Raw genomic sequence first — 20,645 nt, 5'->3', positions numbered from 1 at the left:
CCTTTACTATTGTATCATAGGAGGCTTTATTACACATTCTACAACGTCACTACTACACTATTCGCCCCAGCATAGCTGGGGGATTAGCTCTTTCATTTATTATATGTTTTCTAATAACATACATTTATCGACATTTTATATAATACTTAATTGAATTTTATATAATCTCGCACAAAATTGTCCTATTCCAGTTTTAAATCAGATGAATAAGACTGCTCCTATTTATTTTATCACCTTATAAATACTCTTTAATAATCGGCAATTCACTATCAATCCGGAAAATTGTGATTTTTGTTATAGAATGGCTATATAGAGATACCAGATCGGCCTAAAAAAATAAAAACCCCGGAACCAAAGTTCCGGGGAAATACGGGTGGATACAGGGATTCGAACCCTGGGCCTCCAGAGCCACAATCTGGCGCGCTAACCAACTGCGCTATATCCACCATATGAAATTACGGGAAAAACCCGACTGAGCCTGAAGGGATTCGAACCCCCGACCCACGGCTTAGAAGGCCGTTGCTCTATCCAGCTGAGCTACAGACTCATCAAGCGGGTGATGGGAATCGAACCCACGTATCCAGCTTGGAAGGCTGGTGTTCTACCATTGAACTACACCCGCATATTCTCTTGCGAACCGTTGAAAGACTTTGGAAAACCATCGGGGTGACAGGATTCGAACCTGCGACCTCCTGGTCCCAAACCAGGCGCTCTAGCCAAGCTGAGCCACACCCCGCTTTTAAGACGCCCTTTCGTTTGCCTTACGCTTTCGGAACGCAAGTGATATTATAGCTGATGAAACCGTTCTTGTCAACTGTTTTTCATGAATTTTTTTAAGAGATTTTTTATATTTCTTCGAAAACGCTTATCCCCAGATCCCCATCTGCTCCAGCTCCTGGTTCCTGGCCTCATCCTCCAGATAACAGATGGTAAAATGGGCCTCTCCCTGGCGGTCCAGCTCCATGAGCATATAGGACGGCTTCCTTCCCTCCTGACGCGGGTAGGAAAGGCTTCCAGGATTCAGGACCACCAGGCCGTCCCGGCAGTATTCCAGATGCGGCTTGTGGGTATGGCCATACATGACGATATCCACCTTCCTTGCCCTGGCCTCATCCTTGATCCCCTCGGTCCCCAGGGATACGCCGTACATATGTCCATGGGTCAGGAGCGCCCGGTATCTCCCGATGGAGATCTCCTTTTCCCGGTCACAGAAGGAAAAGAAATCGTTGTTTCCCCGGACCACATGGATCACGCAGACATCATTATCGACCCACTCTCTGAAATATGACTCACTGCCCTCGGTGTCTCCCAGATGGATCAGCATATCGATGGGCCCGGTCTTTTCCAGCACCCGCCTGAAATTCCCATCTCTCCGGTGCGTATCGCTGACGATCAGAATCCTCATACCGCTCATGACCTCTGCTCCGCAAATTCCTTTTCCAGCAGCTCCTTCATGGCCCGGAGAGCCTTTCCCCGGTGGCTGATGGCGTTTTTCTCTTCCATGGTGATCTCCGCCGACGTTTTTCCGTATTCCGGCAGCATTAAGATCGGATCATATCCGAAACCGCCTGCCCCGGCTGGTTCATAGGCGATGCGGCCTTCCATGGTCCCGCGGGTCGTAAGGACCCTGCCGTCCGGCAGCGCCGCCGCAATGACACATACGAACCTGGCGGTCCTTTTTTCCTCCGGAACCTCTGCCAGACGATGGATCAGGTTCCAGTTCTTGATCTCATAGGAGGTCTTTTCTCCCATATATCTGGCGGAATATACGCCCGGCTCTCCGCCCAGGGCGTCCACCTCCAGGCCCGAATCGTCGGCCAGGACAATGCCGCCGGCCTCCTCCCAGACTGCCTTTGCCTTTATGACCGCATTGGCCTCAAAGGTATCCCCGTCCTCCACAATGTCCGCCTGGACGCCGGCCTCCTTCATGGAGAGGATCTCCGTCCCCAGGCCTTTTAAGATTTCGCGGATCTCCCGCATTTTTCCCTGATTGGAAGTTGCAAATATGATTCTGTGTTCCATAGCTCTCCTGCCTTTACTTTGTTCCATGGCTCCGGTCATGCTCCGTTCCCATACGCCTTCAGACACACGTTGCAGGCCTCCCTTTCCTCTGCCCGCATCCATTGTGTCCCATCAGGACTAATATACCCTTCCCCGTCGGTAATGTCAACATTTCTCCACCGGCCTCCGCCGTTATATTCAATGGCCACCGGCTGCTCCGTTCCCGGTGACCGGATCCACAGCGCCACGGCAAACCGACTTCCTGCCTTTACCTCCACCGGCGCTTCAAAGGGGATCGTATAAAACCCAGCCTCCCCAAGCCGGCCGGACGCCAGCAGGGGCATAAGCTCCCCGCCCAGTCCGGAAAGGACCTCTCCCGGCTCCATGTCCCCGGGAACCACCGCGCCATACAGCGCATACTCCGTATCCGGGACCATGGCATAAAATCCGGCGGCCTCCACGGTTCCTTTTTCTTTTGCCTCATACACGTTGGCGCACCACGCTTCTTCCTTCCCATAGCCCAGCTGGCCGGTCCAGCCGCACAGATCCGTCTGGAAGATACGGCTGTAATTCACCGTACTCTCCACACCGGCATAAGAAATGTTGTGGCGGCCGATCTGGGTATCTTCATAGGAAACATAAAAAAATCCCTGCTTCCCAAAGCCCTCTCCCCAGCTATTGGCGCAGAGAAAGGCCCCGTCTCCTTCCGGCTGCGGGGAAAAAGCCTCCCTGGGAAAGGAATCATCCCATCCCACGATCACCACATCGTGATTGGCCTCGTGGGCTCCGTCATAAAAATATGCGCTCCGGTCTCTTCCGCCCTGCTCCGGCAGATACAGGGAGCTCTGAACGCCTCCCGTCTCATAAACGGCACGCTTGATGGCGTCATAGTCCTTTTCTCCCAGAAGCTTCACCGTCTGGACATGGCACACTGGAGAAAGCCCCTCCGGGGAAACATGGTCCCCGTAAGGATCATCGGCCTCCGCTGCCGGCCCCTGCCAGCTTAAAAGGTAAGCCCAGGAAAGGGAATAATCTCCGCCGGCCGCTGCTGCGAGCCCGGCGCTGTTTTTATGGATCATGTGGTCCGCTGATAACGGGATCCGTTCTTCCTCCTTCATGGAAGTCTCCAGGGCCGTTACCGACGCAAACGCCCAGCAGGTGTTCTGGTCCCCCTGATCCCGGATCCATGGCCCGGCGCCGTCCTCCCGCAGGTCGTACCGGGCCGGAAGGGGGAGCGGCTGCCGTTTTGCGGCCATGGATCCGCCCAGTCCAAGGGCCGCTGCCCCGGCCAGGACCCCCAGGGCCAGAACCGCCTTCCCGCGTTTCATTCTTCCCACCTCTTTCCTCACAAACCGGAGCCTCTGATCTTTACCCGTTCTGCCTTCCCGGATTTCTGGACGGGGGCTTGGGACCCATGAACTGGTAAAAATACGTTTTCATCATACCATTATAGATCTTTCGGTTCTTATCCGCCTTCCGGCCGAAATACCGCTCCGTATCCTCATAGGCTGTGATGATATAGGCGGACCAGGAATCCAGGGCCGCAAACCGCTCGCCGATGGTCTTATAAAGCTCCGGCAGGTTCTTCTTATCCTCGATCCGTTCCCCGTAGGGCGGGTTTGTAATAAGGAAGCCGTATTTCTTCGGATGGCTCAGCTGGCTCACCGGCCTCTGCTGGAAATGGATCAGATGGTCCACTCCGGCTGCCGCCGCATTGGCCCTGGCCGCCCGGACGATCTCCCCGTCGATGTCATAGCCCTGGATATCCACAGAAATATCGTCCTTCACCAGATCATTGGCCTCGTCCATGGCCTCATACCAGCACTTCTTTGGGATCAGGTTCTTCCACTCCTCTGCCAGGAATTCCCGGTTCATGCCAGGCGCCATATTGGCCGCCATCATGGCCGCCTCAATGGGAAAGGTGCCGCTGCCGCAGAAGGGATCCACCAGGATCCGGTCCGGCTTCCACGGGGTCAGCATGAGCAGGGCCGCCGCCAGCGTCTCCGTAATGGGGGCTTTACTGGTCAGAGTCCGGTACCCCCGCTTGTGCAGGGAATCGCCGGAGGTATCCATGGCCACAGTCACCACATCCTTATAAAGGAACACCCGCAGAGGATAGCTGGCCCCATCCTCAGGGAACCAGGTGATGCCGTAGGCCCCCTTCATCCGCTCCACCATGGCCTTTTTCATGATAGACTGGATATCTGACGGGCTGAACAGCCTGCTCTTAATGGAGGACGCCTTGGCCACCCAGAATTTTCCATCCCGGGGGATATACTGCTCCCAGGGGATGGCCCGGGTGCCCTGGAACAGCTCCTCAAAGGTCTCCGCCTTAAAGCTCCCTACCTTTAAAAGGATCCGCTCCGTGGTCCGTAAAAATATATTGGCGCGGCAGACGGCCTCTGCGTCTCCGATAAATGTAACACGGCCATCCTCCACCTGGCTCACCTCATAGCCCAGGTCCAGGATCTCCCGCTTCATAACTGCCTCCAGCCCGAAATGGCAGGGGGCGATCAATTCAAATCTTTCCATTCGGTACCTTCCTAACTGCTCAACTCTGTTGGTTTATACTTTTCTCCATTTTAAGGGCTTTCCTGGCCTCTGTCAAATGCTTTCTGCCCTGCGGCGGGGGACGGCCCGGCCACGGCATCACGTCTTTGGGACCGGCGGGGTCACCGCGTCCCCCCGGGACCGTCTGTCAGATGGCGGCCCCGGTAGCAGGAAAGCCCTCCGTAAACATTGACCGCCTGGTATCCGGCCCCCGAAAGGAGCCTGGCCGCCTGCATCCCCCGGCCGCCGTGGGAACAGTAAACGATCACCGGCCGCTTCCTGGAAATACCCAGAAATTTTTCTGGATCTTCAAAAAAACCAGATTGTTCTGTTATTTTTAAAATCTGCTGCACCGGCAGGTTCACAGCTCCCGCCAGATGTCCCTCCCTGTATTCCTCCGGCTCCCGCACATCCGCCAGGGTAAAAGCCCTGCCCTGGTCCAGCAGCGTTTCCAGCCTGTCTGCGGAAATATTCTGAAACATACGCGCCTCCGGCCTGTACCTTCTTATGATCAGTATACGCCCGTCCCGCCGGACATGTTCCATCCCCATAAAAGCCCCTATGGGCTCCGGACAGAAAAAACGGCGGAAGGATCGCTCCCGCCGCCGCTTTTTTCATGACTTTTCAAGCCGTCATGCCATCAGTCGTAATTTTTGCAGTCCTGGCTGCTGTTTCTGCCGGAATTTCTGCTGCTGTTCTGGCTTTTGTTCTGACTGTTATTCTGGCTTCTGTTCTGGCCATTGTTCTGGCTGTTATTCTGGCTGTTATTCTGGCTTCTGTTCTGGCTGTTGTTTCCTGCGTTTTCATTTCTTGTGCTGTCGTCCATATCATAGCTGTTTCTTGACATTTGAAATACCTCCTAATGGGATTCAGTTGACTACACCCATAGTATGGCTCATCCGCATAAAACTATTCGCCGAATGTTCGTTTTAATTTTTTTAAGCACTGGCCAAAGGCCGGCACAAGGAACAGATCCGCGCAGATCCAGGCCAGTGGGCTGGCAAAGCAGGCCGGAAGGAAGCCGAACACCGGCACCAGGCAGAAGCCCACAAAGGCCCTGGCGGCCATCTCACAGACCCCAGCCAGAATGGCAAAGGTACTGAATCCCATGCCCTGGATGGCGAACCGCACCACATTCACCAGGGTCAGGGGAATATAAAACATACTGTTGCAGATCAGGAAGGTGGAGATCTGCCGGATCAGCTCCGTTTCCGACGAATCCACGAAAAGCAGGGCCAGATACCGGCCGCAAAAGAACAGCGCCGCAAAGGCCGCTGCCGAATAAGCAAAGCCCATAAGACTGGCCTTCCGCACGCCTTCCCGCACCCGGTCCAGCTTTTTCGCCCCCACGTTCTGGCCGGCCCATGTGGCCATGGTTCCGCCCAGGGCATCAAAGGGCGTACAGAAAAACATGCTGATCTTGCTGCCGGTGGATACGGCGGCCACAGCCATGGAGCCCAGGGAATTGACGGCAGCCTGTAAGATCACGCTGCCGATGGCCGTGATGGAATACTGGAGCCCCATGGGGATGCCCATGGCACAGAGCACCCGGATCATGTCCCTGTCGGGCTTTTTTTCGTCTCCCTCCATCCTGAGGACCGGGAATTTATGGATCATGTATGCCAGGCACAGAACGGCAGAGATCCCCTGGGAGACCACCGTGGCCAGGGCCGGACCGCCTACGCCCATATGGAGCACCAGGATCGTGAAAAAGTCCAGGCCGATGTTTAACACCGAGGACAGAAGAAGGAAATACACCGGCGTCTTACTGTCGCCCAGGCTCCGGATGATCCCGGCCAGGAGATTATACATATAGGTAACGGGAATTCCCATGAAGATCACAAATATGTAATCATAAGCCCCCTGGATAATGTCCTCCGGCGTGTTCATCCAGCGGAGGATGTCCATGCAGAGGACGCCCACAGCCGCCGTCATCACCACCGCAAACACTGCCGCCAGATATCCGGCGTTGGCCACGAACTTCCGCATTCCCTTGTAGTCTCCGGCTCCGAATTTCTGGGCCACCGGGATGGCAAAGCCTGTGGCCGCACCGATGCAGAAGCCGTTGATCATGAAATTGATGGAGCCGGTGGAGCCCACGGCCGCCAGGGACGTGACCCCCAGGCACTGGCCCACCACCATGGTATCCACCATGTTGTAAAACTGCTGAAATAAAAGCCCCAGAAGCATGGGGAGGGCAAAGCCCAGGATCAGCCCAAACGGCGATCCCGATGTCAGATCCTTTCCGCTTTCTCTGCTCATACGTATCCTCCTCGTCCGTATCGTTCCTCACGTCATTTTTTAAATAATTCCCTATTATAAAACCAGTTTTTTTAAATGTACAGACCGGAAAATTGCCAAAATATCCCCCGGTTTCCCCTTCCATTTCGTGAAAAGATATGATAAGATGAGAACAGGACAAACGTCCGGAAAATAATTATGCAGAGTAGATAAATGCGCGTCAAGTGCCATGCCGGACGGGGAGTTGCCGGCGGGACGAAGGGCTATGCCCGCGGTGCATCTATCGCATCCCGCTGCACCAGAAGATAAGGATCCCATATCTCCTGCTGCGGTCAGAATTCTGCAAAGGAGGTATTTTTTTATGAAGAAACTACTTGCTTTGATTTCTGATTCCTACCATGAATTCAAACACGTAAGCACCATCACCACCTGCGCTATGTTTGGCGCCATGTCCATTGTCTTAAACCAGCTCGCCACCATCCGTGTAACTCCCAATTTAAAGATCGGCTTTGGCGCCCTGCCCAACGAGCTGGTGGATTATCTGTTCGGCCCTGTGGTGGGAAGCCTGTTCGGCGGCGGCATGGACATCATCAAATTCATGCTGAAGCCCGACGGCGGCTTTATGCCTGGCTTCACCTTCAACGCCATGCTGGCTGCCTTTATTTACGGTCTCTTCCTTTATAAGAAGCCCCTGAGCCTTAAACGTATGCTGGCTGCCAAGCTGGTGGTCGCAGTTCTCTGCAACATCCTCTTAGGCACCCTGTGGCTTTCTATGATCAATGGAAAGGGCTATCTGGCCCTTCTTCCCGCCCGGGCCGTGAAAAACCTGATCCAGTGGCCGGTGGACTCCCTGATCTTCGTCCTGGTAGCCAAGACCCTGGAGCAGGCCGGCGTATTCCGGCTGGTCCGCCGCCAGCATCAACCATAAAACAGGCTGTGCGGAGCTCTCATGGCCATCCCGGCAGCGCCAGGATCCCGTGAGCCCCGCCACAGCAAAACAGCCCGCAGACACTCACATCTGCGGGCTGTTTCTATATCCTTTTATCCTTTATCCATCTGCCCGGAGGGCTGGGAAATTTTCATTAATCACCGAGGACGTTGACGATCTTCGCCGGATTCCGGTAGGTCCATTCGGAAACGCAGATGCCTGTCCTCTCGTTGGAGGCATGTACCACCTGGCCGTTGCCGATATACAGGGCCACATGGTTGATGCGCTTTCCGCTGGCATAGAATACCAGATCGCCCGGACGGATCTCTGCTGCGCTGATCTCACGGCCCTGGACAGCCTGGGATCTGGAGGAGTGGGGAAGCTCCACACCGGCTGAATGGCGCAGTACATAAGAGGTGAATCCGGAGCAGTCTGCTCCTTTATTGGGATTGGTCCCGCCGTATACATAGCGGTTTCCCACAAACTGAAGACCGTATTCCACAACAGCCTGGCGTCGTTCTGCAGAAACACGGGCTGCGGTCTCCTCCGCAGTCTCCACAGGAACCACCGGGGCTTCCTCCGGAGCGTCCTCCAGGGTCTCTTCCTCATCCTCTGCTGCCGCAGTGTTCAGATAGCCCTCGAATTCTCCGGTGGAGATCTTTGCCCACTGACCGTCTACCATTTCCAGTACGTCGTATGTATCCCCGGCCTCAGCCTGTCCCACCACCTGGGACTCTGTATCCGGCTCCGAGTACACCTCTGTGTTCTCGTCTTCCACCTGGATCAGCATGGAAGCTCCGGCCTGGTCCTCCGTATCCTTCCGTCCGGCAATGATGATCTCCGGCTCCTCCGGGCCATCCACCGCATGGAGCAGAGGTCTGGGGGCCTCCTGGTCGGCCATGGCCCTTTCCGGCGCTGCCGCTGCCATCAGTGTACAGAAACAAAAAAGTCCGGCGGTCTTCAAAATCCTGTTTGTCATATAATCCCCAATCATTACTTTTTCTTTTTCGTTTATTACAAATTTGTTAAAACTTGTTACGAAAATGATTATATTTCCAAAACATGTTTTTGTCAACCAATCTGCCGGACTTAATAATTTTTTAATATTTTCCCGTCTACCTTCTCAGGCTCTTAATAAACCACCACACCAGCAGGAGCATCAGCACCGGTCCGGCAAACCGTACCAGCAGTGCGAAGATGCCCCCCAGGAGCCTGAATACCGCAGAGAATACAACAAAGACTGCCAGCATTAAAAGCAGCTTCCAGTACCATTTGCTCAGGTCAAAGTAGTGGACGTGCGAGGAGGTCTCCGACTGGCTTTCATATGTGCTGCCGGCGTCCTCAAAGGCTCCGTATCCGTCTCCCATGGCCTCTCCTGCCGCCTCACTGGAATCGATGATGGTCCTGGCCACGATCCTTGGCTCCCCGATCTCATCCACGATCTCATCCACAGTACGGCCCTTTGCCATCTCCTGGGAAATGTAAGAATTGTAATAATTTAAATTTTCCCGGATCACGGAGGCCGGTACCTCACCAGCCAGCGCTTCCTCCAGTCCTGCTAAAAATTCTTCCCTGCTCATTCAGTTCTCCTTGATGTTTGATTGATTCTGCTTACCCTAATTTTTCCTTCAGGATACCGCCGCGGTACGCCGCCATCAGCTCCTTCAGGTCCTCGATCTTGGCGGCCAGCTCTCTTCCGGTATCTGTATCCGCCACCATGATCCGCTTTTTCATTTTTTCAACGATGGTCACCTTGGGGGTGTTCTCATGCTTCGGATCAAAGGGCTTGTGCTCCGCCAGGGCCAGATGACGGGAATTGAAGATCAGCGTATAGCCGGCGATCCCTGTCTTTGGCTGGTAGGACTTGGCAAGGCCGCCGTCGATGACGAACAGCTTTCCGTTGCCCTTTATGGGGCTCTCCCCATCCTTCAGCTTCACCGGCACGTGGCCGTTGATAATGTGGGAGCCCTCCACCGGAAGCCCGAATTCCCTCAGTATTTTATCACAAAATTCCTCTTTTGTACTCAGTTTATAGTACGGATTCATATTTTCTTTGGCCGCGGCCTTATCCGCCACAAAATAACCCTCAAAGGTGGCCATATTATCCTTGCCGTAGACCGGAGACTTGGGTCCGCACCATAAATACCACATCAGATCCTTATACCATTCCTTGGATGTGTCGTCATCCGGAAGGAAGTAGGCCATCTTCACGGCATCCTCGATATAGTCTAGCATCCGCTTTCCGGAATAGATGATCCCGTTGAATTTGATCTCATCGAAATCACCATTTTCCTTCATGGGGATACAGCCGTGGTACAGAAGGTTGGAGTTGCAGCACTTATACATGGCCCCATGGGAGTACACAAAGCGGATGTGGCGCTGGAGGTTTACGCTGTGCTTAAAGGACATGCACAGATTGTGGATCAGCTCCTCCTCTTCCTTTGTGAGCTTTAAGGGATCCTTGGGATCCACCGTGGGAAGCTTCTTATCCGTCAGCGGATATTCCTTTCCCTTGATGGTAACGGTCCCCTTCTCAAAATTGATCCGGGTCAGATGGAGCCGGTCCTCCATGTTGTACTCCGGATGGCGTTTGATGATCTGGCCCTCCACCTTAAACTGGATCACAGCGATGGCCTTGTGCATCTTGGCCGCCAGCCCAGGATCCACCGCGTCATAAATATTTTCATCCAGGATCTTCGGCATAAAGTGCTCGCAGGCATCGTCCCGGTAGACTCTGGCTGCAAACATGGACAACGGACGCAGGTTGATTCCGTAGCCGTCCTCCAGAAGGTCGAAGCAGTTGTAGCGGATGGCGATCCGCAGGACGTTGCAGATGCAGGCCAGGTTGCCCGTGGCCGCCCCCATCCAGGAAATATCATGGTTGCCCCACTGGATATCCACATCGTGGAACTTCATCAGCTCTTCCATAATGATATCTGCTCTGGGTCCCCGGTCAAAGATATCGCCGATGATATGGAGATTGTCGATGGTCAGGTTCTGGATCAGGTTGCACAGCGCCTCGATGAACTCCGCGCCCATTTCGCTGTCGATGATGGAGCGGATGATCTCATCGTAGTATACCTTCTTGTTTTCATCGCTGTAATCCACATGGATCAGCTCGTCGATGATATAAGCGAACGCCGGCGGCATTTTCTTACGCACCTTAGATCTGGTGTATTTGGACGACACCTCTTTACAGATGCATACCAGGCGGTAAATTGTGATCCTCTGCCAGTCCTCTGTAAACCGGTTTTCCCGCTTCGCCGCCCGCAGCCCCCGCTCCGGGTAGTAGATCAAGTTCGCCAGGGCGATCTCATCCTCGTCGGAGATCACATAGCCAAAGGTCTCGGAGATCTTTTCCCGGATGATGCCGGACGCGCTCCGAAGGAGATGGACAAAGGCCTCGTATTCCCCATGCAGGTCACTGAAAAAATATTCCGTTCCCTTGGGAAGGCCGCGGATGGCCATCAGGTTGATGATCTCGCTGGACGCTGCCTGGACATTGGGATATTCCCTGGCTAGCAGCCTAAGGTACGCCAAATCTCTCATATTCAATTCCTCCCACAACACATTTCCGGCAGAGCCCCATTGAAACTTCCCCTGTTTTCCTACTTTTCCTCCGCCGGTGATTGCTTTTCCTTCCATTTTATAGTAACATATTCATATTTAAAAGACCAGACCAGAAAGGGGATTTTTTCATGGACCGGGAGCTTCTTTACGTTTTTGGAACCGGCAATGCGGCGGTGACCAACCTTTATAATACATGCTTTGCCCTTAGGGACAGCGACGAATATTTCATGGTGGATGCCGGCGGCGGAAACGGGATCTTAAAGATCCTGGACAATATGCAGGTGCCTGTCCACCGGATCCACCACATCTTTGTGACCCATGAGCATACGGACCACATCCTGGGCATTGTATGGATGATCCGGATGATCGCCACCGGGATGTTAAAGGACCAGTACCAGGGCGACGCCTATATCTACTGCCACGAGGACCTGGCGGATACCATCCGCACCCTGTGCCGCCTGACCATCCAGGAAAAGCATTTCCGTTTTCTGGACAGCCGGATCCACCTGGACCCCTTAAAGGACGGGGATCACCGGCATATCTTAAGCTATGACGTGACCTTTTTCGATATCCACTCCACCAAGGCCCGGCAGTTTGGCTTCAGCCTCACCTTAAATAATGGGAAAAAGCTGACCTTCCTGGGAGACGAGCCCTATAACCCTGTATGCGAAAAATATGTACGGGACTGCGACTGGCTGCTCCATGAGGCCTTCTGCCTTTATGTGGAGCGGGATCTGTGGAAGCCCTATGAAAAACACCACAGCACCGTCAAGGACGCCTGCGAACTGGCCCAGGCCATGCAGATCCCCAATCTGGTGCTGTGGCATACGGAAGACAGCAACGTCGCCGGACGCGAACGGCTGTATAAGAGCGAAGGGAAGAAATATTATGGCGGCAACATCTTTGTGCCGGACGACGAAAGCCTGATCGCCCTGTAACGGCAGACGGCTGCTTTCCTACTCCTGGGCCAGCTCCGCCTTCCAGAGCCCATGGCGGTTACAGTACTCATATAACGCCAGGGGCCGTTCTCCGTCACTCAGACGAAATTCCACCTGGGGCTGGTCTCCGGGCTTTAAGACCCGGAGGCTTCCTCCCCTGGTGGTCTCCAGATATACCCAGGTAATATAATGGTCCTCGTCCATGGGATGGTCGTCTGCTCCCACCTTTGCCTGGACCACATCCTTTTTCACCTCCACCACCGGAAGGTGCTTTTCCAGGGCCGCGTCCGTGGTGTTGGCGTGAAGCTTGTCATAGGTCCCGCAGCCCGCGTCCTCTTCCCCATAGATCACCAGGGCGATGCCGTGACAGTCGGGACATTGTAAAAATCTGCTCATCTTCGATCCCTCTCTTTCTTATAGGAACAGACCCGGCTCCAGAAGCCTCCGTTTTGCCGGATCCTCTCATATAGTTTCCTCCATCCAGAACGATTTTATCCCCTGTACATGAAAAATCCATCCCACACGCAGGAGAAATTTATTCCCGCGCCGCTTGCAAACTGCCGGAAACCCATGTAAAATATTCGGTGCCGGGCAAAGAAGGTCCCGGCAGGAGGTACTGAACATGAAAAAATTTATGCTGCTTCACGGCATCAACCACAACATGTTCGGGAAAAGAAATCCCGAACAGTATGGGACCGTCACCTTAGATGAGATCAACGAAAACGTACAGAGGCTGGCCCGGGAGCTGGGCGTTTCCGTCACCTGCTTCCAGACCAACGACGAGGGAAAAATGGTGGACAAGATCCACGAGGCCTATACCGAGCATTATGACGGCGTCATGATCAACGCAGGAGCATGGACCCATTACAGCTACGGGATCTCCGACGCCCTGGAAATGCTGGAGTGTCCGCTGATCGAGCTCCACATGTCCAATATACATAAAAGGGAGGAGTTCCGTCACCACTCGGTGATCTCCCCCATCGCCACCGGCATCATCGTCGGCCTGGGAGCCGACGTATACACCCTTGGCCTGCGGGCCCTTGCGGACCGCACCCGGGAACCGGAGCAGAAATAACTGGCCGTGCCGCTGCCCGGCGGCAGAATGGAGATTATTATGAATAAACGCGAAATTTCAGAAATAAAGAAACAGTTCAAAAAAGACAACAACGCCATCACCCGCATCTGCGGCTGCTACGTGGACGCAGAAAAAAATATCAGAACGACTTTGAAAGAGGCCTTTTTTGCTCTCTCAGAGGAAGAGATCTTCAAATATTATGAGATCTTTAAAAAGACCCTTTCCGGGGGGATCGGAAAAAATCTCCACAACCTGGAATATTCCATCCGCGACGAGGGCGAAGACAGCGCCCATGCCCTGCTCATGAAGCTTAGGGAGGAAAAGCTGGCGGACGATGAAACTGTGGATTCCTTCTATAATAAAGTCATTGAAAACTACGACTACGGCGAAAACTATTACATCATACTGATCCACAGCGCCTACGATGTTCCGGGAAAGGCCTCGGACAATGAAGAAATGTTCGACGCCTCCGAGGAGGTCTATCACCATATCCTCTGCTGCATCTGCCCGGTGAAGCTGTCAGAGCCGGGGCTCTCCTACAATGAGGCCACCAACCTCATCGAAGAACGGCCCAGGGACTGGTGGGTGCAGCCGCCCATGACCGGCTTCCTGTTCCCTGCCTTCAACGACCGTTCCTCCGACATCCACAGCCTCCTGTATTTTTCCAAAAATCCCGAGGAGCTGCACACCGAATTCATCGACGCCTGCCTGGGCGCGCCGTCGCCCATTTCCTTCCGGTCCCAGAAGGAGGCGTTCCAGGAGATCCTCTCCGATACCCTGGGGGATTCCTGCGACTACACCATTGTCCGCCAGATCCATGAAACCCTCACCGAGTTAGCGGAGGAGCACAAGGAGGACATGGAGCCCCTGGCCCTGACAAAGCCCCAGGTCCGTGACCTTCTGGAAAAAAGCGGCGTGGAGCCGGAGCGGCTGGAGCATTTCGATACCGTTTATAAGGAAGCTGCCGGAGAGGATACGTCCATTCTGGTACCGGCTATCACAGGGACCGGAAAATTTGCCGTGAAAACGCCGGACGTGGACATCAAGGTCAACCCAGACCGGCTGGACCTGGTGGAGACTCGTTTCATTGAGGGACGGCGCTGCCTGGTCATTGCCGTGGAAAACAACGTGGAAGTCAACGGAATGCCCGTAAAAATGTGGGAGGAGGCCCAGAACTAGGCCTCCTCCATATCCCTCAGCGCTTCCTCTCCCGTATTCACCAGATATTCCACCGCCTGGGCCGGGTAGCTTCCCGCCGCCGTTTCCCCTGTGAGCATCAGGGACGAGGCGCCGTCCAGCACCGCATTATATATATCCAGGACCTCGGCCCTGGTTGGGACTGCCCGTTCATGCATGGAATCCAGCATCTGGGTCACCACCATGAACGGCTTTCCAGCTTCCCGGCATTCTCTTGCCAGCCTCTTCTGGACCCCGGGCAGCTTCCATAAAGGCATGGCGTTTCCCAGGTCCCCTCTGGCGATCACCACATGATCGCAATACGGAAGCAGCTCCTTTATGGCTTCCACTCCCTGCATGTTCTCGATCTTGGCAAAGACCTGGATCTCTCCGGCCCCGGCCTCCTTAAGAGCCTCCCGCAGAACCAGAAGATCCTCTTTATTCCGCACAAAGGGCAGCATCACCCCGGTGATCCCATAGGAAACGGCTTCCCTTATATTTTTCCGGTCGCTTTCCGTCAGCGTGGGCATGGGGACAGCTTTCCCCTCAATGGCCAGGCTCTTCCCGGACTTTATGAGCCCGCCCCGGACCACCCGGGCCATGATCCGGCATCCGCTGGCGGACGGTGCGGCTCCGGCTTCTGCCTCCAGCTCCACCTTCCCATCGTCAATGAGGATCCGGTCTCCCGGACACACATATGCCAGTGCTTCCTCCGGAACCGGAAGGCCTCCATCTCCAAGGACCAGCCAGCTGCCCTCTTCTGCCTGGATCTCCTCCTTAAACCTTCCCAGACGCAGCTCCGGGCCCCGGAGGTCCATGAGGATCTGTACCTGGGAATGAAGCTCCCTTCCGGCCTCCTGCACCATACGGATCCAATGTCCATTTTCCTCCAGATCCCCATGGGACAGATTGAGCCTCACGCCTGTCATCCCGGCTGCCAGCATCTCCTTTAACGTCTGCACACTGCCGCAGGCCGGCCCCAGCGTACCATAATACTCCATACAAAAACCTCCCGGATGTTTTTTTACTATCATACACCGGAATAACAAAAAAAGGAAGTCCCGCAGGCCGGTCCATGGGTCCAGAGCCTTCTACTCCTCTGTCCCGGGATCTTCCAGCACAACCTCCATCACATCCTCCACCCGGCATTCCAGCGCCCGGCAGAGCCGCTCAATGGTCTGGGTGGAAACGTTCATGTTCAGCTTCAGCCTGCGCATCTGTCCCGCGCTGATCCCATGATACCGGATCAGGCGGTACTGGCTCATCCCCCTTTTCTCCATGGTCTCCCACAGGCGCGTATATCTGACCATCCCGCAGTCTCCTTACCTACTTGTTTCCCTCTCTGGAACCAGCCGGAGTCTTCCCAGCCGTTTTTCCGCCAGTACGGTCTTCTGCCTTTCCGGCCAGCTTTTCTCCGGTGACTGCTGCGGTCTTCCCGGTTCCCTGGACTCCGGATCTGGATGCCAGTTTCCCAGACGCGTTATCTCTGGTAGCTGCCGCGGCCTTTCCGGTTCCCTGGACTCCAGATCTGGATGCCGACTTTCCAGACGTGTTATCTCTGGTAGCTGCTGCGGCCTTTCCGGTTCCCTGGACTCCGGATCTGGATCCTGGCTTTCCAGGCGCCTTATCTCCGGTGACGCCCTCCGCTTTTTCGGCATCCCTGGCCCCGGCTGCGGTCCTTCCAGCCGCCCTGCCTCCGGCACTGGACGGTTCCTTTCCGTCTGGTTCCTGGGGATCCAGGATCACCTCTACAATATCCTCCACAGGACACTGTAAAATATTGCAGAATACCTCCAGGGTATGGGTGGAAACATGCATATTCTTTTTCATCCGGCCGATCTGACCGGCGCTGATCTTATAATGGTTGATCAGCCGGTACTGGCTGATCCCCTTCTTCTCCATTGTTTTCCATAAACGTTCGTAACTTACCATGTTCATCCCCTCCTTTGTTTCTATTAAACCAGGATTACCCGAATTTGTATATTATCTATATTTTGATAATATAGTCGTCTGGATGATGGACAGAACGCCAGACCCACGCCCCGGTATTTCCTCCTCCGGACAGCTCATGGCCTGCGGCCCCATATATAAAAGTATCTCTGATCCTTCCCATTTGATACAGAATGTCTTCAAAAACGATCCCGTCCCATAAAACAAAAAGAAGCCGTTTGCGCGCCTCATAACAGAGCTGCACAACCGGCTTCCTTCCAATCACTTATTCAAATACAACGCATCCGATCACGCTCTTCTGCAGATCGGTCACTCTTTCGATCTCCATGGCAACAGTGCTGTATTTCGCATCCATGCACTGCTCCACCAGAACCACTCCGTCACACTCCGGCAGCTTCTTTAAGGTTTCCGCATCCTGGAGCATATTTCCTCCGGCCATCACATGGATCCCGGCAAGTCCTGCCGCCAGTCTGTCTGTCACCTCGGACAGGACTGCCTCATCGGCGGTTCCTGTCACCAGGATGGTCTTCATGTTTTCCGCATAGTTCCGGATATTTGCGGTGATCAGCCCGTATCCTGTATCCGCATTTCCTTCCACCGCACGGCCTTCCATCCGGTTTAACCATGCGTCGATCTTACCTATGGGCTTTTTCCGGCGGATGGGCATGGTGCCCAGGATCTTAATGCGGTAACGGTTCTTTAACTCCTTGGCAGAATAAAGCTTATCGCTCATAAGGAAGGCCACGCAGATAAAGAACACCACCATAAAGCCGCCCAGAACGCCGCCCAGGACCGCATACTTGATCCCGCTCTTTAAGGCTGCCATCGCAGAGCTGGCTGCTTCCTTGGGCTCCTCCAGCTCGTCCAGAGTCTTCTGCTTCTCCTCCAGGCTGTTGTTCAGGCTGGTCAGCCGTTCGGTCTCCGCCCGCTGGGTATCCGCCAGAGTAAGATCCACCATGGCGCTGACGCTGCTGTTGACCGTGTTCACCGTATGCTCGCCGATGCTGGCAACTACCTGTCCATGAAGCTCGTTCATGTGATCCAGCATCTCGTCCATGACCTTCTTGGCATCGCTCTTGGTCTTATGCTTAACATTGATGGTCAGAAGGTGGTTTAACTGACCGCCGTTGGTCCCGATGGTCACATTGACCAGTTCCTTTAAGTATCTGGGCTCCGTCCCCACACTCTTTGCCACATCCTCCATCACGGCGCTGCTGGTCAGAAGACCCTGGTACGCCTGGAGGATCGTATCCGTATAATCCTGGTTCTGGTAGACCATTCCCGGCATGATCTCATATCCGGTGGTTACATACATATCGATCCTGGATTCACATACATCATAGGGGCTCATATTGATCCAGATGGATTTATCCAGGTATTCCTGCTGGTTCGCGATGTCTGTCTTCAGATTCTCGATCTCGCGCTCCGCTGTCTCCTTATTCTTCTCGTAGAGATCCAGCTCCTCCTGGTATTTTTCCCTGGTCTCCTTGCTGACCTCAGGATCATTCTGCTGCCTGTATGTCATCGCACCCTTGGCCCCGCCAAGGACCACCGCCAGGACCACTGCCACAAGGATCACCGGCCTCCATTTATGGAGCACCGCAAACATCAGATCCTTCAGATCGATTTCCTGTTCATACTGCTCGTATGTAGAATTATTGTCCATTTTCCTTTCTCCTACGCTCTTACTCCCAGAGATTTCCCTAAAAACCGCCAGTATATTTATCATAACTTTTTTCCCTTTGTCTGTCAAGGATATGGGGGGATTTCCTATGGAATTTTATGGGGAATTCCAGGCAGATCATGTCGAAAAACAACGGGATTCCGATGCCCCGGGGAATCGGAGATATTATCTAGTTTCTTCGTAATATACGCACAATGTATACGGTATTCATAAAAAAGCGGTACTTCCGACAAGGACGATTATGGGAAGTAAAACGGGCTCTGGAGATCAGCTCCGGAGGGACAGCCCCCTGGCTCCGGCCCATGAAAACAACGAATCCGAGGAAGATCTGATGTACGAATTTCTGGAAAAATACCTGCCCAGGGACAAGCGCGTCCGCATGGGCATCTTAATGGCCGCAGACGTCCTTGCGCTCTGCCTGGCCTCTTTTTTAGGCCTTTTTGTCCGGTTTGATTTAAATATTTCCAAGATCCCGCCGGAATACGCCCGGGCGGCCCTGGAGTTCCTTCCCTATTATATCCTGGCCTCCCTGGTGATCTTCTTCCTGGCCCGGATGTACTCCACCATGTGGAGCGTGGCCGGAGTCCGGGAAGCCCTCCATGTGGTGGCGGCCTGCGGCCTGGCCTCCCTGGTGCAGATCGCCGGGATGATGCTCTTACAGCTTTCCGTACCCAGGAGCTTCTTTTTAGTGTCCTTTGCGGCCCTCTGTGCCGAAGAGCTGGGGATCCGTCTCTCCTACCGGGTGGTGATCTCCTTATTCGGAAACCACAGCAAAAAGGCGGCAAAGCGGATCATGATCGTGGGCGCCGGGACCTCCGGCTCCGTGATCCTGAAGGAGATGACCACCAGCTCCCTGGTCAATGGCTGCGTGGTCTGCTTTGTGGACGATGATAAGAACAAGGCCGGGAAGTTCCTAAACGGCGTTCCCGTGGCCGGGAACCGGAACGATATCCCACGGCTTGCGGAAGAATATAAGATCGATGAGATCTACATCGCCATCCCTTCCGCCTCTGCCAAAGAGAGGAAGGCCATCATCGAGATCTGCCGGGATACGGGCTGCCAGGTGAAGATCCTGCCGGGCATCTACCAGCTGATCAACGGCGAGGTGAGCATCGCAAAGCTCCGGAACGTGGAGATCGAGGACCTTTTAGGCCGGGATCCCATCCGGGTGAACTTAGACGAGATCATGGGCTACGTCAGCGGCAAGGTGGTCTTAGTGACCGGGGGAGGCGGCTCCATCGGAAGCGAATTATGCCGCCAGGTGGCAAGCCATAACCCGAAGCAGTTAATTATCTTTGATATCTACGAGAACAACGCCTACGACATCCAGCTGGAGCTTAAGGAAAAGTATCCGGACCTGGACCTGGTGGTGCTCATCGGCTCCGTCCGGAACACCCACCGGATCGAGACGGTGTTTGAGAAATACCGTCCCGACATCGTGTACCATGCGGCGGCCCACAAGCATGTGCCCCTCATGGAGGACAGCCCCAACGAGGCCATCAAGAACAACGTGTTCGGTACATATAAGACGGCGAAAGCGGCGGACAAGTATGGTACTAAGCGTTTTGTGCTGATCTCCACGGACAAGGCCGTGAACCCCACCAACATCATGGGGGCGTCCAAGCGGATGTGCGAGATGGTGGTGCAGATGATGAACGCAAGGTCGAAAACAGACTTTGTGGCCGTGCGGTTCGGGAACGTACTGGGGAGCAACGGGTCCGTGATCCCGCTCTTTAAAAAGCAGATCGAGCAGGGCGGTCCGGTGACGGTGACCCACCCGGATATCATCCGGTATTTCATGACGATCCCGGAGGCGGTGTCGCTGGTATTACAGGCCGGGGCCTATGCAAAGGGCGGGGAGATCTTCGTCCTGGACATGGGGGAGCCCATGAAGATCCTGGACCTGGCGAAGAACCTGATCCGGCTGTCCGGGTACACGCCGGATGTGGATATCCCCATCGTGTTCACGGGCCTGCGGCCCGGGGAGAAGCTATATGAGGAGCTTCTCATGAACGAGGAAGGGATGCAGGACACGCCCAATAAGCTGATCCATATCGGGAAACCCATCGAGTTCGATATGGAGAGGTTTGAGGAGCAGCTGGAGGAGCTTTATGTGACCGCCAATGAGGACGGGGACGGGATCCGGGAGGATGTGATGCGGATCGTGGGGACGTATCATCCGGCGGAGGCGTAGGAAATACAGATAGGACGATTTAGGACTGTCAGCATCCAGGTGCTGGCAGTATTTTTATGGACCGGGTCTCGGACATGTGCCGGATCCGGAGAAAAGGGAGATGAAAGCCATGTTCCATGCAGAAGAACGGTTCGTTCCATTTGAAAAGAAAATCTGGCTCAGCTCGCCCACCATGCACGGGCCGGAGCTGGAGTATATGAAGGATGCCTATGAAAAGAACTGGATGTCCACCGTCGGAGAGAATATCAACGAGGTGGAGCGTCTGGCCTGTGAGACCGTGGGGTGTAAGTATGCCGTGGCCCTGGCCACCGGCACCTCTGCCCTCCACCTGGCCGTGA

21 protein-coding genes, 4 tRNA genes and 1 riboswitch are annotated in these 20,645 nt (G+C 54.5%); of the genes, 6 read left to right on the top strand and 19 right to left on the bottom strand.

The window, feature by feature from the left end:
• Positions 1-372 precede the first annotated feature (372 nt).
• The 11 genes from OCV69_RS14740 to OCV69_RS14690 all read right to left on the bottom strand — a co-directional run bounded on the left by OCV69_RS14740 (position 373) and on the right by OCV69_RS14690 (position 6,813).
• A tRNA-His gene (locus OCV69_RS14740) sits at positions 373-446 on the bottom strand.
• A gap of 27 nt (positions 447-473) precedes the next feature.
• Positions 474-547 (bottom strand) — tRNA-Arg (locus OCV69_RS14735).
• 4 nt (positions 548-551) lie between these two features.
• Positions 552-622 (bottom strand) — tRNA-Gly (locus OCV69_RS14730).
• 39 nt (positions 623-661) lie between these two features.
• Positions 662-736: transfer RNA gene (locus OCV69_RS14725), tRNA-Pro, on the bottom strand.
• A 129-nt stretch (positions 737-865) separates the two neighbouring features.
• Positions 866-1,405, bottom strand: coding sequence for a YfcE family phosphodiesterase (locus tag OCV69_RS14720; RefSeq protein ID WP_158360083.1), 540 nt, complete (start codon positions 1,403-1,405; stop codon positions 866-868).
• Between the two features lie 5 nt (positions 1,406-1,410).
• The gene (locus OCV69_RS14715) at positions 1,411-2,022 is read right to left on the bottom strand and encodes an XTP/dITP diphosphatase (RefSeq protein ID WP_158360062.1); all 612 of its coding nucleotides are present in this window, start codon (positions 2,020-2,022) and stop codon (positions 1,411-1,413) included.
• A 35-nt stretch (positions 2,023-2,057) separates the two neighbouring features.
• Positions 2,058-3,329, bottom strand: coding sequence for a lectin like domain-containing protein (locus OCV69_RS14710; RefSeq protein WP_158360064.1), 1,272 nt, complete (start codon positions 3,327-3,329; stop codon positions 2,058-2,060).
• A 40-nt stretch (positions 3,330-3,369) separates the two neighbouring features.
• Positions 3,370-4,533 carry a THUMP domain-containing class I SAM-dependent RNA methyltransferase gene (locus OCV69_RS14705; protein WP_022273515.1) on the bottom strand — a complete coding sequence of 388 codons (1,164 nt, stop codon included), beginning with the start codon at positions 4,531-4,533 and terminating at the stop codon, positions 3,370-3,372.
• A gap of 140 nt (positions 4,534-4,673) precedes the next feature.
• Positions 4,674-5,033 carry a rhodanese-like domain-containing protein gene (locus tag OCV69_RS14700; RefSeq protein ID WP_158360066.1) on the bottom strand — a complete coding sequence of 120 codons (360 nt, stop codon included), beginning with the start codon at positions 5,031-5,033 and terminating at the stop codon, positions 4,674-4,676.
• A 158-nt stretch (positions 5,034-5,191) separates the two neighbouring features.
• Positions 5,192-5,398, bottom strand: a complete 207-nt coding sequence (locus OCV69_RS14695) for a hypothetical protein (protein WP_262563196.1) — start codon at positions 5,396-5,398, stop codon at positions 5,192-5,194.
• 62 nt (positions 5,399-5,460) lie between these two features.
• Positions 5,461-6,813: an MATE family efflux transporter gene (locus OCV69_RS14690; protein ID WP_022273512.1), complete on the bottom strand. Its 1,353-nt coding sequence runs from the start codon at positions 6,811-6,813 to the stop codon at positions 5,461-5,463.
• Positions 6,814-6,991: 178 nt separating this feature from the next.
• A riboswitch (THF riboswitch) is annotated at positions 6,992-7,090 on the top strand.
• A 63-nt stretch (positions 7,091-7,153) separates the two neighbouring features.
• Here OCV69_RS14690 and OCV69_RS14685 point away from each other — a divergent pair.
• On the top strand, positions 7,154-7,720 hold the full coding sequence (locus OCV69_RS14685) for a folate family ECF transporter S component (RefSeq protein ID WP_158360069.1): 567 nt from the start codon (positions 7,154-7,156) through the stop codon (positions 7,718-7,720).
• 154 nt (positions 7,721-7,874) lie between these two features.
• On the opposite strand, the gene OCV69_RS14680 is transcribed toward OCV69_RS14685, so the two are convergent.
• The 3 genes from OCV69_RS14680 to OCV69_RS14670 form a co-directional block, all read right to left on the bottom strand.
• A complete protein-coding gene (locus OCV69_RS14680; protein WP_022273510.1) occupies positions 7,875-8,699 on the bottom strand; it encodes a C40 family peptidase in 825 nt (274 codons plus the stop codon).
• A 136-nt stretch (positions 8,700-8,835) separates the two neighbouring features.
• On the bottom strand, positions 8,836-9,300 hold the full coding sequence (locus OCV69_RS14675; RefSeq protein ID WP_022273509.1) for a DUF1700 domain-containing protein: 465 nt from the start codon (positions 9,298-9,300) through the stop codon (positions 8,836-8,838).
• Between the two features lie 31 nt (positions 9,301-9,331).
• Entirely contained in the window at positions 9,332-11,269 is a 1,938-nt protein-coding gene (locus OCV69_RS14670) for a fructose-bisphosphatase class III (RefSeq protein ID WP_022273508.1), read from the bottom strand.
• Between the two features lie 149 nt (positions 11,270-11,418).
• Here OCV69_RS14670 and OCV69_RS14665 point away from each other — a divergent pair, with 149 nt between their 5' ends.
• The gene (locus OCV69_RS14665) at positions 11,419-12,228 is read left to right on the top strand and encodes an MBL fold metallo-hydrolase (RefSeq protein ID WP_158360071.1); all 810 of its coding nucleotides are present in this window, start codon (positions 11,419-11,421) and stop codon (positions 12,226-12,228) included.
• A gap of 18 nt (positions 12,229-12,246) precedes the next feature.
• On the opposite strand, the gene OCV69_RS14660 is transcribed toward OCV69_RS14665, so the two are convergent.
• Entirely contained in the window at positions 12,247-12,624 is a 378-nt protein-coding gene (locus OCV69_RS14660; protein ID WP_158360072.1) for a desulfoferrodoxin family protein, read from the bottom strand.
• 226 nt (positions 12,625-12,850) lie between these two features.
• Here OCV69_RS14660 and aroQ point away from each other — a divergent pair, with 226 nt between their 5' ends.
• A complete protein-coding gene (gene aroQ / locus OCV69_RS14655) occupies positions 12,851-13,303 on the top strand; it encodes a type II 3-dehydroquinate dehydratase (RefSeq protein WP_158360074.1) in 453 nt (150 codons plus the stop codon).
• Between the two features lie 39 nt (positions 13,304-13,342).
• Entirely contained in the window at positions 13,343-14,482 is a 1,140-nt protein-coding gene (locus OCV69_RS14650; RefSeq protein ID WP_158360075.1) for a DUF4317 domain-containing protein, read from the top strand.
• On the opposite strand, the gene pyk is transcribed toward OCV69_RS14650, so the two are convergent.
• The 4 genes from pyk to OCV69_RS14630 form a co-directional block, all read right to left on the bottom strand.
• Positions 14,479-15,480: a pyruvate kinase gene (gene pyk / locus OCV69_RS14645; protein WP_158360077.1), complete on the bottom strand. Its 1,002-nt coding sequence runs from the start codon at positions 15,478-15,480 to the stop codon at positions 14,479-14,481. The genes OCV69_RS14650 and pyk overlap by 4 nt on opposite strands.
• Before the next feature lie 90 nt (positions 15,481-15,570).
• On the bottom strand, positions 15,571-15,789 hold the full coding sequence (locus OCV69_RS14640; protein WP_022273503.1) for a helix-turn-helix domain-containing protein: 219 nt from the start codon (positions 15,787-15,789) through the stop codon (positions 15,571-15,573).
• A 16-nt stretch (positions 15,790-15,805) separates the two neighbouring features.
• Positions 15,806-16,411, bottom strand: coding sequence for a helix-turn-helix domain-containing protein (locus tag OCV69_RS14635; RefSeq protein WP_158360079.1), 606 nt, complete (start codon positions 16,409-16,411; stop codon positions 15,806-15,808).
• A gap of 283 nt (positions 16,412-16,694) precedes the next feature.
• Entirely contained in the window at positions 16,695-18,095 is a 1,401-nt protein-coding gene (locus OCV69_RS14630; protein ID WP_158360081.1) for a YveK family protein, read from the bottom strand.
• 349 nt (positions 18,096-18,444) lie between these two features.
• Here OCV69_RS14630 and OCV69_RS14625 point away from each other — a divergent pair, with 349 nt between their 5' ends.
• Together OCV69_RS14625 and OCV69_RS14620 are read left to right on the top strand one after the other, a co-directional pair.
• Complete coding sequence (locus OCV69_RS14625; RefSeq protein WP_158360085.1) at positions 18,445-20,307, top strand: polysaccharide biosynthesis protein; 1,863 nt, start codon at positions 18,445-18,447, stop codon at positions 20,305-20,307.
• A gap of 109 nt (positions 20,308-20,416) precedes the next feature.
• Positions 20,417-20,645: DegT/DnrJ/EryC1/StrS family aminotransferase (locus tag OCV69_RS14620; RefSeq protein WP_262563194.1), on the top strand; the 229-nt coding region annotated here is incomplete at its 3' end.

Source organism: Alitiscatomonas aceti (genome assembly GCF_025567195.1).
In the GTDB taxonomy this organism is placed as follows: Bacteria; Bacillota; Clostridia; order Lachnospirales; family Lachnospiraceae; genus Alitiscatomonas; species Alitiscatomonas aceti.
Note: the sequence above shows the minus strand (reverse complement) of the source record. Positions and strands in the feature narration are given on the sequence as shown.